Source organism: Streptomyces sp. NPDC093094 (assembly GCF_044754345.1).
Taxonomy (GTDB): domain Bacteria; phylum Actinomycetota; class Actinomycetes; order Streptomycetales; family Streptomycetaceae; genus Streptomyces.
This window is the reverse complement of sequence record NZ_JBIVOX010000007.1, coordinates 342,420-356,445: the sequence shown is the minus strand read 5'-3', so window position 1 is coordinate 356,445 and position 14,026 is coordinate 342,420. Positions and strand designations below refer to the sequence as shown.

Annotated in this window: 15 protein-coding genes and 1 pseudogene; 10 read left to right on the top strand and 6 right to left on the bottom strand. The window is 72.5% G+C overall.

What is annotated here, in order from left to right; translation table 11 throughout:
• Positions 1–97 precede the first annotated feature (97 nt).
• The gene (locus ACIQGV_RS17690; RefSeq protein WP_402495640.1) at positions 98–760 is read right to left on the bottom strand and encodes a DUF6542 domain-containing protein; all 663 of its coding nucleotides are present in this window, start codon (positions 758–760) and stop codon (positions 98–100) included.
• 211 nt (positions 761–971) lie between these two features.
• Between ACIQGV_RS17690 and ychF the strand changes: the two genes are divergently transcribed.
• The gene (ychF, locus tag ACIQGV_RS17685) at positions 972–2,060 is read left to right on the top strand and encodes a redox-regulated ATPase YchF (protein WP_402495637.1); all 1,089 of its coding nucleotides are present in this window, start codon (positions 972–974) and stop codon (positions 2,058–2,060) included.
• A 127-nt stretch (positions 2,061–2,187) separates the two neighbouring features.
• Here the strand turns inward: ychF and ACIQGV_RS17680 are convergent, their stop codons facing one another.
• Together ACIQGV_RS17680 and ACIQGV_RS17675 are read right to left on the bottom strand one after the other, a co-directional pair.
• Positions 2,188–2,580: a DNA-binding protein gene (locus tag ACIQGV_RS17680; protein ID WP_402495635.1), complete on the bottom strand. Its 393-nt coding sequence runs from the start codon at positions 2,578–2,580 to the stop codon at positions 2,188–2,190.
• Positions 2,580–2,831: a hypothetical protein gene (locus tag ACIQGV_RS17675; protein WP_018845686.1), complete on the bottom strand. Its 252-nt coding sequence runs from the start codon at positions 2,829–2,831 to the stop codon at positions 2,580–2,582. Before ACIQGV_RS17675 ends, ACIQGV_RS17680 begins: the two co-directional genes overlap by 1 nt.
• 115 nt (positions 2,832–2,946) lie before the next feature.
• Here ACIQGV_RS17675 and ACIQGV_RS17670 point away from each other — a divergent pair.
• Positions 2,947–3,963 (top strand): annotated as a pseudogene (locus ACIQGV_RS17670) (SNF2-related protein); the annotation flags it as partial.
• Positions 3,964–4,016: 53 nt separating this feature from the next.
• On the opposite strand, the gene ACIQGV_RS17665 reads toward ACIQGV_RS17670, so the two are convergent.
• Both ACIQGV_RS17665 and ACIQGV_RS17660 read right to left on the bottom strand, forming a co-directional pair.
• Positions 4,017–4,598: a Uma2 family endonuclease gene (locus ACIQGV_RS17665; RefSeq protein ID WP_402495633.1), complete on the bottom strand. Its 582-nt coding sequence runs from the start codon at positions 4,596–4,598 to the stop codon at positions 4,017–4,019.
• Positions 4,599–4,738: 140 nt separating this feature from the next.
• Positions 4,739–5,650 (bottom strand): LysR family transcriptional regulator, encoded by a 912-nt coding sequence (locus ACIQGV_RS17660; RefSeq protein WP_402495630.1) that lies wholly within the window; start codon positions 5,648–5,650, stop codon positions 4,739–4,741.
• A gap of 101 nt (positions 5,651–5,751) precedes the next feature.
• On the opposite strand from ACIQGV_RS17660, the gene ACIQGV_RS17655 reads away from it, so the two are divergent.
• Positions 5,752–6,585: an SDR family NAD(P)-dependent oxidoreductase gene (locus tag ACIQGV_RS17655; RefSeq protein WP_402495628.1), complete on the top strand. Its 834-nt coding sequence runs from the start codon at positions 5,752–5,754 to the stop codon at positions 6,583–6,585.
• Positions 6,586–6,614: 29 nt separating this feature from the next.
• Here ACIQGV_RS17655 and ACIQGV_RS17650 read toward each other — a convergent pair whose 3' ends face one another.
• Positions 6,615–7,586: an SMP-30/gluconolactonase/LRE family protein gene (locus ACIQGV_RS17650; protein WP_402495625.1), complete on the bottom strand. Its 972-nt coding sequence runs from the start codon at positions 7,584–7,586 to the stop codon at positions 6,615–6,617.
• A 128-nt stretch (positions 7,587–7,714) separates the two neighbouring features.
• On the opposite strand from ACIQGV_RS17650, the gene ACIQGV_RS17645 reads away from it, so the two are divergent.
• The 7 genes from ACIQGV_RS17645 to ACIQGV_RS17615 all read left to right on the top strand — a co-directional run bounded on the left by ACIQGV_RS17645 (position 7,715) and on the right by ACIQGV_RS17615 (position 13,973).
• Positions 7,715–8,155, top strand: a complete 441-nt coding sequence (locus tag ACIQGV_RS17645) for a MarR family winged helix-turn-helix transcriptional regulator (RefSeq protein ID WP_402495623.1) — start codon at positions 7,715–7,717, stop codon at positions 8,153–8,155.
• 384 nt (positions 8,156–8,539) lie between these two features.
• Positions 8,540–10,126 (top strand): S8 family peptidase, encoded by a 1,587-nt coding sequence (locus ACIQGV_RS17640; protein WP_402495621.1) that lies wholly within the window; start codon positions 8,540–8,542, stop codon positions 10,124–10,126.
• Between the two features lie 217 nt (positions 10,127–10,343).
• Positions 10,344–11,558: a DUF4190 domain-containing protein gene (locus ACIQGV_RS17635; protein WP_402495618.1), complete on the top strand. Its 1,215-nt coding sequence runs from the start codon at positions 10,344–10,346 to the stop codon at positions 11,556–11,558.
• Between the two features lie 163 nt (positions 11,559–11,721).
• Positions 11,722–12,474: a GntR family transcriptional regulator gene (locus ACIQGV_RS17630; RefSeq protein ID WP_402495615.1), complete on the top strand. Its 753-nt coding sequence runs from the start codon at positions 11,722–11,724 to the stop codon at positions 12,472–12,474.
• A gap of 317 nt (positions 12,475–12,791) precedes the next feature.
• Positions 12,792–12,986, top strand: a complete 195-nt coding sequence (locus ACIQGV_RS17625; RefSeq protein ID WP_402495613.1) for an SPOR domain-containing protein — start codon at positions 12,792–12,794, stop codon at positions 12,984–12,986.
• A 29-nt stretch (positions 12,987–13,015) separates the two neighbouring features.
• Positions 13,016–13,420 carry a (deoxy)nucleoside triphosphate pyrophosphohydrolase gene (locus ACIQGV_RS17620; RefSeq protein WP_402495611.1) on the top strand — a complete coding sequence of 135 codons (405 nt, stop codon included), beginning with the start codon at positions 13,016–13,018 and terminating at the stop codon, positions 13,418–13,420.
• A 154-nt stretch (positions 13,421–13,574) separates the two neighbouring features.
• Positions 13,575–13,973 carry an ATP-binding protein gene (locus ACIQGV_RS17615; RefSeq protein ID WP_402495609.1) on the top strand — a complete coding sequence of 133 codons (399 nt, stop codon included), beginning with the start codon at positions 13,575–13,577 and terminating at the stop codon, positions 13,971–13,973.
• Positions 13,974–14,026: the final 53 nt, after the last annotated feature.

The window sequence follows — 14,026 nt, the reverse complement described above, 5'->3', positions numbered from 1 at the left end:
CCCGGCCCTCCGCGCCGTGCGGCCGGGGGCACCTCCCACGCCCTTGAGGCAGTGGGGGAGTGCGTGCCGGGCGTCACGGAGATCCGCCGGAAGGGCCCTAGGGGCCGGTGGCCGGGCGGGACCCTGCCGGGCGGCGCCGGCGGACGTGCGCCAGCCTGCGGGCGATCACGATCACGCCGGTGAGCAGTGTCCCGCCGTACAGCCACCCCGCCTGGGTGGCCAGCGCGGTGAACAGGCCCATCAGCCGTCCCCCGACGCCCTCGCCGCCCGCGACCGGCAGCAGCCCCGCGGTGAACGCGATCGGCACGACGACGGGCCCGGTCATCAGGTCCCCCCGGCGCACCCACACCGCGGTCAGCACGCACACCGGCAGGAACAGCACGCCATACACCGTCAGGGACGCCCCGAACAGCAGCCCGTCCAGGAAGCCCAGCGCGAGCATCACCGCCGCGCAGAACAGCCCGCCGCCCAGACCGGTCAGCCGGGGGTTGGGCAGCCGCCGCAGGCGGCGCAGCAGCGGGGGTGCGGGCCGCCGGGTCCCGGCGGGACGCCGCCGCGGGTGCCCCGGGCCGCCGGCTCCCGGACGGGGTCGGGGCGGGCGCGGGCTCCCCTGGGGCAGGCGCGAGCCGGCCGGCCCCGGACGTGCCTGGCGGGGTCCGGGCCGCGCCGCGCGGGCGTCGGCGGAACCCGCCTGGGGCGGCAGCGGAGGCGTGCCGCGGCGCGGTGCGGACCGGTCTTGGCGAGTCCTGTGTTGCTCCACTGGACCAACTTAGGTCGTTTTATGTGTCGAACTGCCCTCCAGACACGCCGTGGGGCCGAGCTTGGCCGAGCGTTCGACGGGATCGCCGGGGGCCGCGCCGGGCACCCCGTAAACTGGTGGATCGGCCAGGCTCTCCTCTGGCCCCGGCCCGAAGGCCCCCAGGCCCCGACGGCGCCCCCCTGGCCCCTCCTCACGTACGGGAAGTCGCAACGTGTCGCTCACGATCGGAATCGTCGGTCTGCCCAATGTCGGCAAGTCGACCCTGTTCAACGCCCTGACCAAGAACGACGTGCTGGCGGCCAACTACCCGTTCGCCACGATCGAGCCGAACGTCGGCGTGGTCGGCGTGCCCGACCCCCGCCTGGCGAAGCTGGCCGAGATCTTCTCCTCGGAGCGGGTCCTGCCGGCCACGGTCGACTTCGTCGACATCGCCGGCATCGTGCGCGGCGCCTCCGAGGGCGAGGGCCTGGGCAACAAGTTCCTGGCGAACATCCGCGAGTCCGACGCGATCTGCCAGGTCATCCGCGCCTTCAAGGACGAGAACGTCGTCCACGTCGACGGCAAGGTCTCGCCGAAGGACGACATCGAGACGATCAACACCGAGCTGATCCTCGCCGACCTCCAGACCATCGAGAAGGTCCTGCCGCGTCTCCAGAAGGAGTCCCGGATCAAGAAGGACATCGCTCCGAAGGTGAAGGCCGTCGAGGAGGCCAAGGAGATCCTGGAGAAGGGCGACACCCTCTTCTCCCAGGGCATCCTCCAGGGCACCGAGCGCGCCGAGCTGCTGCACGACCTGCACCTGCTGACGACGAAGCCGTTCCTCTACGTCTTCAACGTCGACGAGGACGAGCTGACCGACGACGCCTTCAAGGACGAGCAGCGCGCCCTGGTCGCCCCCGCCGAGGCGATCTTCCTCAACGCCAAGCTGGAGGCCGACCTGGCCGAGCTGGACGAGGCGGACGCCATGGAGCTGCTGGAGTCGGTGGGCGCCGAGGAGCCGGGCCTGGCCACCCTCGCCCGCGTCGGCTTCAACACCCTGGGCCTGCAGACCTACCTCACGGCCGGCCCCAAGGAGTCCCGCGCCTGGACGATCAAGAAGGGCGCCACCGCCCCCGAGGCCGCCGGTGTCATCCACACCGACTTCCAGAAGGGCTTCATCAAGGCCGAGGTCATCTCCTTCGACGACCTCGTCGCCACGGGCTCGGTCGCCGAGGCCCGCTCCAAGGGCAAGGCCCGCATGGAGGGCAAGGAGTACGTCATGAAGGACGGGGACGTGGTGGAGTTCCGCTTCAACGTCTGACGTTATGTCAGTGCCTGTACCCGACTCGCCTGTTGGCGGGTCGGGTACAGGTGTCTGTTTGCAGTGAGTCCTCGATCCCGCGATGCGGTGACAGCGTTTGGCCGGGTGGCGTTGCGGCGACGCGGTCTCAGACCTTGACGACTTCCACGGAAGGGCCGCACAGGAGTGTCAGGTCCTCGGGGTCGGACGTGAGGACGGTGACCGGCCGGGGTGCGTTGCGGGCGATGACGGCGAAGGCGGCATCGATGGCGTACTTGTGGCCGTGGAGGTGATGGGCGCGCAGAAGCGCGGCGGCCTGGCCGGTGACCTCTTTGGTGACGTCGTGAACGTCGACGCGGGAGAGGACCCACCTGATGCGGGCGGGATGGATGCGCTCGTAGTCGGCCTCGAGGGTGGTCATGGCGCTGGTGGCGACGCGGACACCCTCCTCCGACGCCGCCTGGACCAGAGCCGCGACGGTGCGGTCCTTGCGGTAGAGCTTCGAGAGTCCTTCGCTGTCGAGCAGGAGGGTGCCGGGCATCAGGCGGCGGCCCCGCCGGCCTGCCGGTGGTCGTGACGCAGCAGCGCCCGGGCGGCCTCGACCTCCTCGCGGGTGAGAGCTTCGTTGTCGGTCTCGAAGTCGGCGACGATCTCCCGCAGCTTGTCCATGGCGACCCTCTGTTCGAGAGCTTCGGCGACGTAGGCGGAGAAACCGCCGGGCCCGACATGGGCGCGTACGGCCTCGGCGAGATCCTCGGGCAGGCTGATCGAATACTTCCTACTACCGCTCATGGTGCTGATCCTACCGACGGTCGTAAGTCTGGGGGTGTGAATGACCGCCCCGAGGTTCGGTCGATCCGCAAGGAGCTGCGAACGCCCGCCGAGGGCCGGTGCGGGCGGTGGGAAGATGCGGGGAGGGTCGGAGAGGGCGGGAAGCGTGGGGCGGGGCGAGCGGGACACGGTCGCGAGGGGAGCGCGACTGCATGAGGCGGCGCAGGCAGTGGTCGGTGACCACGGAAGGGCGGTGGAGGCGGTACGGGCGGCACTGAAGCCGATCCACGATGCGGCGGTGAAGCGGGAGCTCGACGCTATTCCCGTCGCCCGGCTGCAGGACGTCACCGAAGGGCGGCTGCGGCTGGGGAGCGTCGAGAAGAGCGGACTGCGCACTCTGGGCAGTGTTCTCGAAGCAGGCCCCTACCGGCTGCGGCAGATTCCCGGAGTCGGGCAGCGCACCGTCGACCAGATGCTCGCCGCCGCCCGCCGGCTCTCCGAGGCTGTGCACGAGACCGTGGCCGTCCACATCGACGTGGACCGGCCGGAACCGCGCACCACCGCGCTCGTCATGGCCCTACACGTCCTGGTGGAGGCCGGCCCGGACGCCCGGCGTGCGGTCGACAAGGCCACCGTCCTGGCGGAACGGCTCGGTCCGTTGCTGGCCGACGCGAGGCCCGCCGCCGGAAGGGTCCGCATGCTTCTGGCCGGCCGGGAGAAGAAGGCCCGCGCGTGGGCGGCGGTCGCCGAGATCCGGTCGCTGGTGGACGAGGCGGAGCAGGCCGGCCTGCCCGAGCTGCTCGCCCAGGCGTCGGTGGACCTGCTCCGGGGGCTCTCGTCCGACGTCGCGGCCTGGGTGGACTTCGAACTCCGCTCCGCCGAGTACTACAGCCTGCTCGCCGAGATCTCCGGGCGGCTGCCGGACGCGGCTGCCGCAGAGGGCTTTCTGCCGGACGAGGTCGCGGAGCGGGTGCGGACCCAGGACCTCGACGACACGCACCGGCGGGTCTCCCTGCGCGGTTACCAGGCGTTCGGCGCGCGGTTCGCGCTTGCGCAGCGCAAGGTGATACTCGGCGACGAGATGGGCCTCGGGAAGACCATCCAGGCGATCGCCGTCCTCGCCCACCTGGCCGCCGAGGGACAGAGTCACTTCGGCGGGGCCCGTCCCTTCGGGGGACGGGCCCCTGTCCGTTCGGCGCCGGCTCCTCAGCTGCTCCGGGGCGGTGTCAGCCTGCCGAGGTCCAGGCTGATCTCGAAGGGCACCGGGCGCTCCAGGGTGCCCCGGAAGATGCCGGCGGGGGCGTAGGCGCCAGTGGGTCCGTCGAGTTCGTAGACGTGCACCACGGGCGCCCCGTCCTCGTCCTCGATGCACCAGTAGTGCGGGATCCCGGCCTCCGCGTACTTGCGGAGCTTCACCGTACGGTCGCGGTGGGCGGACTCGGGGGACACGACCTCGATGACGAGCTTCACGTCCTCCGGGGCGTACCAGGTGCGGTCGGGGTCGTAGGGCAGGTCCGTCAGCAGAAGGTCCGGCTCGGGGCGGTTGCGGGTGTCGAGGCGGATCGTCATCTCCCGCTCGACCTCGACGCCGGCCGGCGCCTGCGCCATGAGCACGGTGGTCAGGGCGGTGACGAGGCGGCCGTGCCAGGCACGCTGCGGGGACATCATGAAGACGAGCGATCCGTCGATCAGCTCGGTGTGGCGAGGTGCCTCGGGGAGGCGGTCCAGGTCCTCCGCGAACCAGCCTTCCGCGCGCGGCGGGCGCATCCAGTCGGGCAGTGCGGTCATGGCTCAACGGTAGCGACCGGGCGGCGGTCGCGTGGCCGGTCCCGCCGGGTCCCGGAGCCCGCCGGGGAGCGGCCGCGGTGGCACGACGCCGCGGACCCGGCCGGGCCGGCCCGGGACTCCGGGCGCAGGCACCTGCCTCCTCAGACCCTCCCCGTCACCTGGCGGCATGCCTCCGCGTAGGCCCGTACCAGCGGCCGCAGTCCCTCCTCACGGCGCCACGCCAGGGCGTACCGGGTGGGGGTGAGGCCGGTGACGGGGCGGGTGACGACCCCGCCGAGGGTGATGAGCGGGACGTTGCCCCGGGCGATGAGGCAGATGCCGAGACCGGCGACGAGAGCCTCGTAGGTCTCCTCGGTGCTGGCGACCTCGGCCCCGATGTGCGGCGGCCGCCCGGCGCGGGCGTCGGTGCCGAGCCAGAAGTCGCGCAGCCGGCCGGCGCTGCGCGGCAGGGCGAGGAACGGTTCGTCGGCCACGTCGGCGAAGTCGATCTCGGCACGCCCGGCCAGATGGTGCCCGTCGGGCAGCGCGAGCAGCCGGGGCTCCTCGACGACCACCGTCCAGGCGTACCGCTCCTGGTCGGGCAGCGGCAGCCAGACGAAGGCCACGTCGGTGTCGCCGTCGGCCAGGCCGGCGGTGGCGTCGTCCCAGGTGATCTGCCGCAGCTTCACGGTCGCCTCGGGACGGGCGGCGGTGAAGCGGGAGCGGATCGCGGGCAGCAGACCGCCGCGGCCCAGGCTGGTGCTCATGCCCACCACCAGGGTGCTGTGCTCGGCCACCCGGGCCCGTTCGACCGCCGCCGCGGCCTCCTCCCACGCCTGGAGCACCTGCCGGGCGTGCGGCAGCAGCGCCGCACCCGCCGCGGTCAGCTCCACGCCCTGCGTGTCGCGCCGGAACAGCTTCACACCGAGCTGTTTCTCCAGCGCCCGGATCTGCTTGCTCAGGGCGGGCTGCGACACGTACACCCGTTCGGCGGCACGCGTGAAATGGAGTTCTTCGGCGACCGCGACGAAATAGCGCAGGTCGCGTCCGTGGACGTCCGTCGTCATAGCCATCGGTTATCACGGTAGATCTTGGACGTCCCGCTGTCTGCGGAGGAGGGTGGTGCGAGACGGAAAAGGACAGCCGGCCGACGGCCGGGGACGAGGAGTTCCCCATGAACAAGGTGTGGTTCGTGACGGGCGCGAGCAGCGGTTTCGGTCGGGCGATCACCGAGGCTGCCCTCGCCGACGGCGACGTCGTGGTGGGTGCCGCCCGCCGTCCCGAGGCGCTCGGCGACCTCGTCGCCGCGCATCCCGACCAGATGGAGGCGATCGCCCTCGACGTCACCGACACGGTGGCCGCCGAGGAGACGCTGCAGGACGTCGTGGTGCGCCACGGCCGGATCGACGTCCTGGTGAACAACGCCGGCCGTACGCATGTGGGCGCCTTCGAGGAGACCACCGACGACGAGCTGCGCGACCTGTTCGACCTGCATGTCTTCGGTCCGGCCGCGCTGACGCGGGCGGTGCTGCCGTACATGCGCGAGCGCGGGTCGGGCGCGATCGTGCAGATGAGCAGCATGGGCGGGCAGATGTCCGTGGCGGGCTTCGCGGCGTACAGCGGCACCAAGTTCGCGCTGGAGGGCATGTCGGAGGCGCTCGCGGACGAGGTGCGGGAGTTCGGCATCAAGGTGCTGATCGTCGAGCCGGGCGCGTTCCGCACCTCGCTGTTCGAGGGCGGCCGGGCCGGGGCCAGCGAGGACACCGGCGTCTACGGCAAGGTCAACCAGACGCGTGCCTTCGTCGCCGGCGGCCACGGAGCCCAGCCGGGCGACCCGGCGAAGCTGGCGTCCCTGGTGATCGCCGCGCTGGAGGCTCCCGAGACCCCGCTGCATCTGCCGGTCGGCGAGGACGCCGTAGCGGCCGTGCTCGACCATCTCGACCAGGTGCGCGCCGATGTGACGGAGTGGGAGAAGCGCGCCCGGGACACGGCGTTCGACGACGAGTGAGCACCCGCTGAGCCGGCCCCGGGGGCGGCTCAGATCCCGTCCACCCGTGCGACGGTGAACGGAGTCTCGGGCACCCCCGGTCCGAACGGGCCGCCCTTGTCGAACTGCGAGCGTACGACCAGCAGCCGTCCCCGGTGACGTACGAGGGTGGTCGGGATCTGGAGCGCGGGGTCGGTGAGCGTGCGCTCCAGCCGGGCCGAGCGGCCACCGGGCGACAGCCGCCAGCGGCTGATCGTGTCGGTCGCGTTGTGCGCCGCCCACAGGGTCCCGTGGGCCAGTTCCAGCCCGTCGCCGTGGAGCAGATCGCCGCCCAGCAGCGCGACCCGGCGTACGGCACCGGTCGCAGGGTCCACCCGGAACAGCTCGCCCGCGATCATGTCCACCACGAACAGCCGCCGTCCGTCGGTGACGATGCCGTTGAGACTGAAGGGGGAGCCGTCCGGGCGCGGCGCCAGCACGCCGCCCAGGTCGTGGGCGACCCGCAGCACGCCGCGGCCCCCGCGGGCGACGTCGCCGGGGGTCACGCGGTAGAGCACCGCGCGCAGGCTGTCCGTCAGATAGGCCGAGCCGTCGGCCGTGACGGTGAGGTCGTTGACGAAGAACGGCGCCCCTCCGGGCACGTCGAAGCGGGCCAGCAGGGTGCGGGTGCGCGGGTCGTAGACGCACACGCCGGCGGTGGAGTCGGTCACCCACAGGCGTCCCGAGGGGTCCACCCGCAGCCCGTTGGCGGTGTGGCGCCCGTCCGTCCCGGCGGGCAGCAGCACCTCGGCGGTACGCCGGCCCGGGCGGGCCCGGTAGACGGTGCCCTCGGCGTACGAGCCGACGTAGACGTCGCCCGTGCGCGGGTCGAGGGCGATGCCCTCCGGGTAGACGCGGTCGCCGGGGAGCTCGTGGACGGCGGTGATCCGCGCGGCGGCCCGGGCGGGGGCCGGTACGGCGGCCGTGGCCAGGGCCGCGGCGCCCGCGGTCAGGAGGGTGCGGCGGTGGATCGTACGGGACACGTCGGTACCTCTCGTCTTTGACTGCTCACTTGTTGACGAGCATGAACTTAGATTAGAACTCTAATGCTCGTCAATGAGCTAACTCTTGCTCGCGTGCTCACCTCCATATGCGCGGCTACCATGCCGGAATGACGTCCATGCCGGCCTCCGAGCGCCTCGGCTCCCACATCAAGCGGGCCGAGCAGGCGCTCGGCGCGACCAAGAACGCGGTCCTGAAGCCGGCGGGCCTCACCGTCGCCCAGTACGCGGCGCTGCTGCACCTGTCGGAGAACCCCGGCATCTCCGCCGCGGCGCTCGCCCGGCTGTGCGGGGTGACGCCGCCGACGATGAACACCGTGCTGAAGAACCTCCAGGACCGCGCCCTGATCGAGCGCACCCCGCACGAGTGGCACCGCAATGTGCTGGAGACCCGGCTGACCGACGAGGGCCGCGCGGTGACGGCCGACGCGGACGCCCGGGCCGTGAGGGTGGAGCGCGCGCTGGCCGCGGCCTTCACCGGCGAGGAGCGGCAGACCCTGGTCGACCTGCTGGCCCGCTGCGTCGACCTGCTGGAGGGCGAGCGCCCCTGACCGGCGCCGGGGCGGGTCCGGAACCGGACGGGGTGGATCCGAGGGGTGACGCCGGGGCGGGCCCGGGAGCCGGGCGGGGCGGGTCCGGAACCGGACGGGGAGGGTCCGAGGGGCGGCGCCGGGGCGGGTCCGGGAGCCGGGCGGGGCGGGTCCGGGAGTCGGCGCCGGGTGCCGGCCTGTTGCTGACGCTCAGTCATGTCTGTTGTGTGGCTTGTGTGTTACGTCCCTGCAGGGCCCTTGTGCAATTCCTCCGGACCCCTCAACCTTTCGGCTGACGCACAGGAGCGCCACAGCGGATTGACATGCCCCTGTCGTGCTCGCGGTGTCTGCTCGACGCACCGTCCCCCACCAGCAGCGCACCACCGAACGAGGAGGATCCCTCAGATGGCAGCGATGCGCAGGTCCGGCGGAGCCCCCCGACGAAGACTGGCCGCGATCGGTGTCGCGGCGAGTGCCGCGCTCGCCGCGGGTCTCGTCTCCGCCCTGCCCGCCGGAGCGGCTCCCGCCGCTGCGGAAGGCCGCATCCAGTACGCGGGCGCGGCCGACGCCGTGGCCGACAGCTACATCGTGACCCTCAAGGCCGACCGGGCCCGTTCCGGCACCGCCCAGGGCCGCGCCGTGGCGGCGAAGTACGGAGCCACGATCGAGCGGACGTACCGGAAGGCGCTGAACGGCTACGAGATCCACGCCGACGAGACCGAGGCCCGGCGCCTCGCGGCCGACCCGGCCGTCGCCTCCGTCGTCCAGAACCGCACCTTCCACATCGACGCGACCCAGCCCAGCCCGCCGTCCTGGGGCCTGGACCGCATCGACCAGCGCGCTCTCCCGCTGGACAGCTCCTACACCTACCCGGACTCCGCCGGACAGGGCGTCACCGCGTACATCATCGACACCGGTGTCCGCATCACCCACAGCGACTTCGGCGGCCGTGCCTCCTACGGCTACGACGCCGTCGACAACGACAACACCGCCCAGGACGGCAACGGCCACGGCACCCATGTCGCCGGCACGGTCGCGGGCAACGCCTACGGTGTCGCGAAGAAGGCCCGTGTCGTCGGCGTGCGCGTGCTGAACAACTCGGGTTCCGGCACCACCGCCCAGGTCGTCGCGGGCATCGACTGGGTCGCCCGCAACGCGGTCAAGCCGGCCGTCGCCAACATGTCCCTCGGCGGCGGGGCCGACACGGCCCTCGACACCGCGGTGCGCAACGCCGTCGCCGCCGGAGTCACCTTCGCCGTCGCGGCCGGCAACGAGAGCACCAACGCCTCCACCCGCTCGCCCGCACGCGTCGCCGAGGCGATCACCGTCGGCGCCACGACCAGCACGGACGCCAAGGCCAGCTACTCCAACTACGGCTCGGCGCTGGACCTGTTCGCGCCCGGCTCCTCGATCACCTCGTCGTGGAACACGAGCGACAGCGCCACCAACACCATCTCCGGTACGTCGATGGCGACCCCGCACGTCGCCGGAGCGGCGGCGCTGTACCTGTCCGGCAACCCGACGGCGACTCCCGCACAGGTGAGCACGGCCCTGGTGAACGCGGCCACGCCGAACGTCGTCACCAGCCCCGGCAGCGGCTCGCCCAACCGCCTCCTGTACGTCGGCGGCGGCACGCCCAACCCGCCCGGGCCGCGCTTCGAGAACACCGGTGACTACGCGATCGACGACAACGCCACCGTCGAGTCGCCCGTCACCGTCTCCGGTGTCTCCGGCAACGCCCCCGCCACGCTCGCCGTGCAGGTCAACATCGTCCACACCTACATCGGCGACCTCCAGGTCCAGCTGATCGCCCCCGACGGCACGGCGTACACCCTCAAGGGCTACGGCACCGGCGGCAGCGCGGACAACATCAACACCACCTACTCCGTCAACGCCTCGTCCGAGGCCGCGAACGGCACATGGAAGCTGAGGGTCAGCGACAACGCGAACCTCGACACCGGACGCGTCGACTCCTGGGCGCTCCAGTTCTGACGCCGCCCCGTCGCACGCCCTCGCCCCCGCGGAGGATCCCGGGTCCCGCACCCGGCCCCGCGGGGGCGAGGCGCGTCGGCCGGTCGGCGGACCGCGTCGATTGTCCGGTTCGTGAGCAGCGTTCCGCCGCCGTCCGCGTCACCCGTACGATGCGCCCAGCCGTACGTCAGTTCTGCCGCACGCCAGTTCCGCCCGCCGAACCAGGAGCACGGTACCCGTGTCCACACCGCCGCAGCCCGGACCTCAGGGCCAGTACCCGCAGTCCGGACCGCACGGCCAGTACCCGCCACCCGGCCCGCAGGGCCGGTACCCCGCTCCCGGGCCCTACGGGCCGCAGCCCTTCCAGCCGTGGCCGCCCCACGTCCCGGCCCGCCCGCCGGTCAACGGCCTCGCCATCGCCGCGCTGGTGCTCGGCGTCCTCTGCTTCGTGCCCGCGCTCGGCCTGGTGCTGGGACTGGTGGCGCTGGGGCAGATCAGGCGCAGAGGGGAGCGCGGACGCGGCATGGCGGTCGCCGGCGGTGCGCTCTCCACGGTCGGCGTCGTCCTGTGGGTGCTGTTCTTCACCACCGGTGCCGCCACCGACTTCCGGGAGGGGTTCAAGGACGCCGCACGGGACAGCTCCACGCTGTTCTCGGCCGAGCGGGGCGAGTGCTTCGACACCACGACCGGCTCCCTGGAGGGCCTGGCCCACGACGTCGACGAGGTGCCCTGCGCGGGCCGGCACGACGGGGAGGTCTTCGCGGTGGTCGAGGTCCCGGACGACGGCTTCCCCGGCGACGGCCGCCTCACGGCCATCGCCGACGACAAGTGCTACGCGCTGGTGGGCGACTACGTCCTGGACGCCTGGGCCCTGCCCGAGGACGTCGACGTGTACTACCTGACCCCGACCCGGCAGAGCTGGCGACTGGGCGACCACGAGATCACCTGCGTCTTCGGCAACACCGACGCCGAGGGCTCGCTGACCGGCTCGCTGCGCACGGACGGGACGACGCTCGACCCCCACCAGCTCGCCTACCTGGAGTCGGTCCGCGCCCTCGACGCGGTCCTGGAGAAGGAGCCCGAGGCGTACCCGGACGAGGATCTCGACGCGAACACCGGGTGGGCGCAGGACATGGAGGGCGCCCTCGACGAGCAGGCCGCCGCGCTGCGCGCGCACCCCTGGCCGGCCGGCGCCGAGGAGCCCCTGGAGGCGCTCGCCGCCGAACTGGAGTCCTCGGCCGACGACTTCGGCAGGGCCGCCGGGGCCACCGACCCGGACGTGTTCTTCCGGCACTACGAGGCGGGCTACGACTTCGTGGACGGGGGCGCCACCCTCGACGCCCGCGAGACGCTGGAGCTCTCGACGACCCCGCCGGCGTACGACCACGACGACGGTGACGGCGCGGAGGACGGCGGGGACGGCGGAAGCGGCGGGGGCGCCCTCGACGTCTGAGCCCCGGCAGGTGTGATCGCGGCTATAGCGGGGAGAAAGTGCCTGCGTAAAGCCCCTCGCGGCCACAAGTCATCACATCGAGTGATTCTCTGGCCTTTGCTTGCACGGCTCAACCCACGGTTGTCAGGCTGTTGCTGTCTGTAGAACCTGATGGGAGCGGCCAGTGACATTCGGTGAGCAGCCGGCCTACCTGCGTGTCGCGGGTGATCTCCGCAAGAAGATCGTCGACGGTTCGCTGCCCCCGCACACCCGCCTGCCCTCGCAGGCCCGCATCCGCGAGGAGTACGGCGTCTCGGACACGGTCGCCCTGGAGGCGCGCAAGGTGCTCATGGCCGAGGGCCTGGTCGAGGGCCGCTCCGGCTCCGGGACCTATGTGCGCGAGCGCCCCGTGCCCCGCCGTGTCGCCCGCTCCGGCTACCGCCCGACCGGCGGCGCGACCCCGTTCCGGCAGGAGCAGGCCGACGCGGGCGCGCGCGGCACCTGGGAGTCCAGGAGCGAGCAGGCCGAGGCGAGCGGGGCCGTCGCCGAGCGGCTCGGCATCCGGCCCGGCGACCGCGTGATGTGCACGCGCTACGTCTACCGCGAGGCCGGCGAGCCGATGATGCTCTCCACCTCCTGGGAGCCCCTCGCCGTCACCGGCCGCACCCCGGTGATGCTGCCCGAGGAGGGCCCCCTCGGCGGCATGGGCGTCGTCGAGCGCATGCGGGCGATCGACGTGATCGTGGACAACGTCACCGAGGAGGTCGGCGCCCGCCCCGGCCTCGCCGAGGAACTGCTCGCCCTCGGCGGTGTCCCCGGCCATGTCGTCCTCGTCGTCCACCGGACCTTCTACGCCTCCGGACGCCCCGTGGAGACCGCGGACGTGGTCATCCCGGCCGACCGCTACCGCGTCTCGTACCACCTTCCGGTGAAGTAGCGCACACCGGTGCGGGAGTTGCCCGCCGGGGCGCTCAACGCACCCCGTGGTGCGCCCCGTTGAATTTCGGTCGTCCTTGCAGGTCGCCCAGGGTGTGTGCGCCGCGCCGCGAAAGGCGTGCGCCGCAGCGCGCGGGCGGCCTGCTCGCCGTTGTGCGCCCCGGAGTTACTGGCCGGTTGCATACCCCTCGGGTATCTCTTTGTGAAAAGCCGTGTTCGCTCCGTGAAGGTAGGGCGTAGGCTCGGGCATATGCGGAGTGCGGTTTCCTCAGGGGGCGGACCGCGGCCTGGACCGCGGACGGGATGTGGAGGGGTGCGATGACCGAAGGCGGCACCATCCCCCTGCCCTGGCTCGTCATACGCCAGGACGACAACGGCAATCGCTATCGCGTGGGCCGGTACGCCACCCGCGCCGAGGCCCAGAAGATCGCGGACAGCCTCGACGTGCGCGGTCACAAGCAGCTCTACTCGGTCGAACGCGTCAGCCCGAACGGCAACGCCTCGCGGAACTGACCGTCCGGGCCTCCCGTAGGCTCCGGTGCATGACGGAACGGACCGTGGTCGTGGGCGCCGCCCTGATCGACGGAGGGCGGCTGCTCGCCGCGCGCCGCAGTGCGCCTCCCGAGCTGGCCGGGCGCTGGGAGCTGCCCGGCGGCAAGGTCGAGCCGGGCGAGGCCCCGGAGGCCGCCCTGGTGCGGGAGCTGCGCGAGGAACTGGGCGTCGGCGCGGAGGTGCTCGCGCGGGTGCCGGGGGAGTGGCCGCTGAGGCCGCCCTACGTGCTCCAGGTGTGGGCGGCCCGGCTGCTGCCCGGAGCGGGGGAGCCCGAGCCCCTGGAGGACCACGACGAGCTGCGCTGGCTGGCGCCCGGGGAGCTGTGGGACGTCGACTGGCTCGACCAGGACGTGCCGGCCGTGCGGGAGGTCGCCGCGATGGGGTGGGGCGCGTGAGGTGTGCGGCGGGAGCGGCGGCTCGCGCCGTGCACGCCGTACGGGCCACAGTGCGCCGCCCGGAACGGTAGCGGTAGCCCGATATCGGGTATGTCCCCATTAAACCCATGAAAACGGACATGGGTGGGCTCGCTGGCCTGGGAAGTGATCGGGTGTGATCGACACCGAAGGCGACTGTGCCGAGTGGACCTTTCCGGCAGACCCCGGCGCCGTGCGCACCGCCCGTTCCTGCGTCCGCCGCCAATTGCACGGCTGGAACCTCGACAGCGTCGGCGACATCACCGCCCTCCTGGTCAGCGAGCTGGTGACCAACGCCCTCAGACACGCCACCGGCCCCATCGGCGTCCGCCTGGTGCACCCCGCCGGACTCCCCGAGACCCTCCTCGTCGAGGTCTCCGACCCGCTGCCCGACATGCCCCGCGAGCGCGCCGCCCGGCCGGAGGACGAGAGCGGGCGCGGACTGCAGCTGGTGGCCTCCACCTCCCGCCGCTGGGGGACCCGTCCCGGCGCGGACGGAAAGACCGTGTGGTTCGAACTCGCCGTGCCCGGCTGAACCCGCCCCGGGGGCACGGCTTCCCGGGGTGGCACGGGTGTACAGCCGGTGCG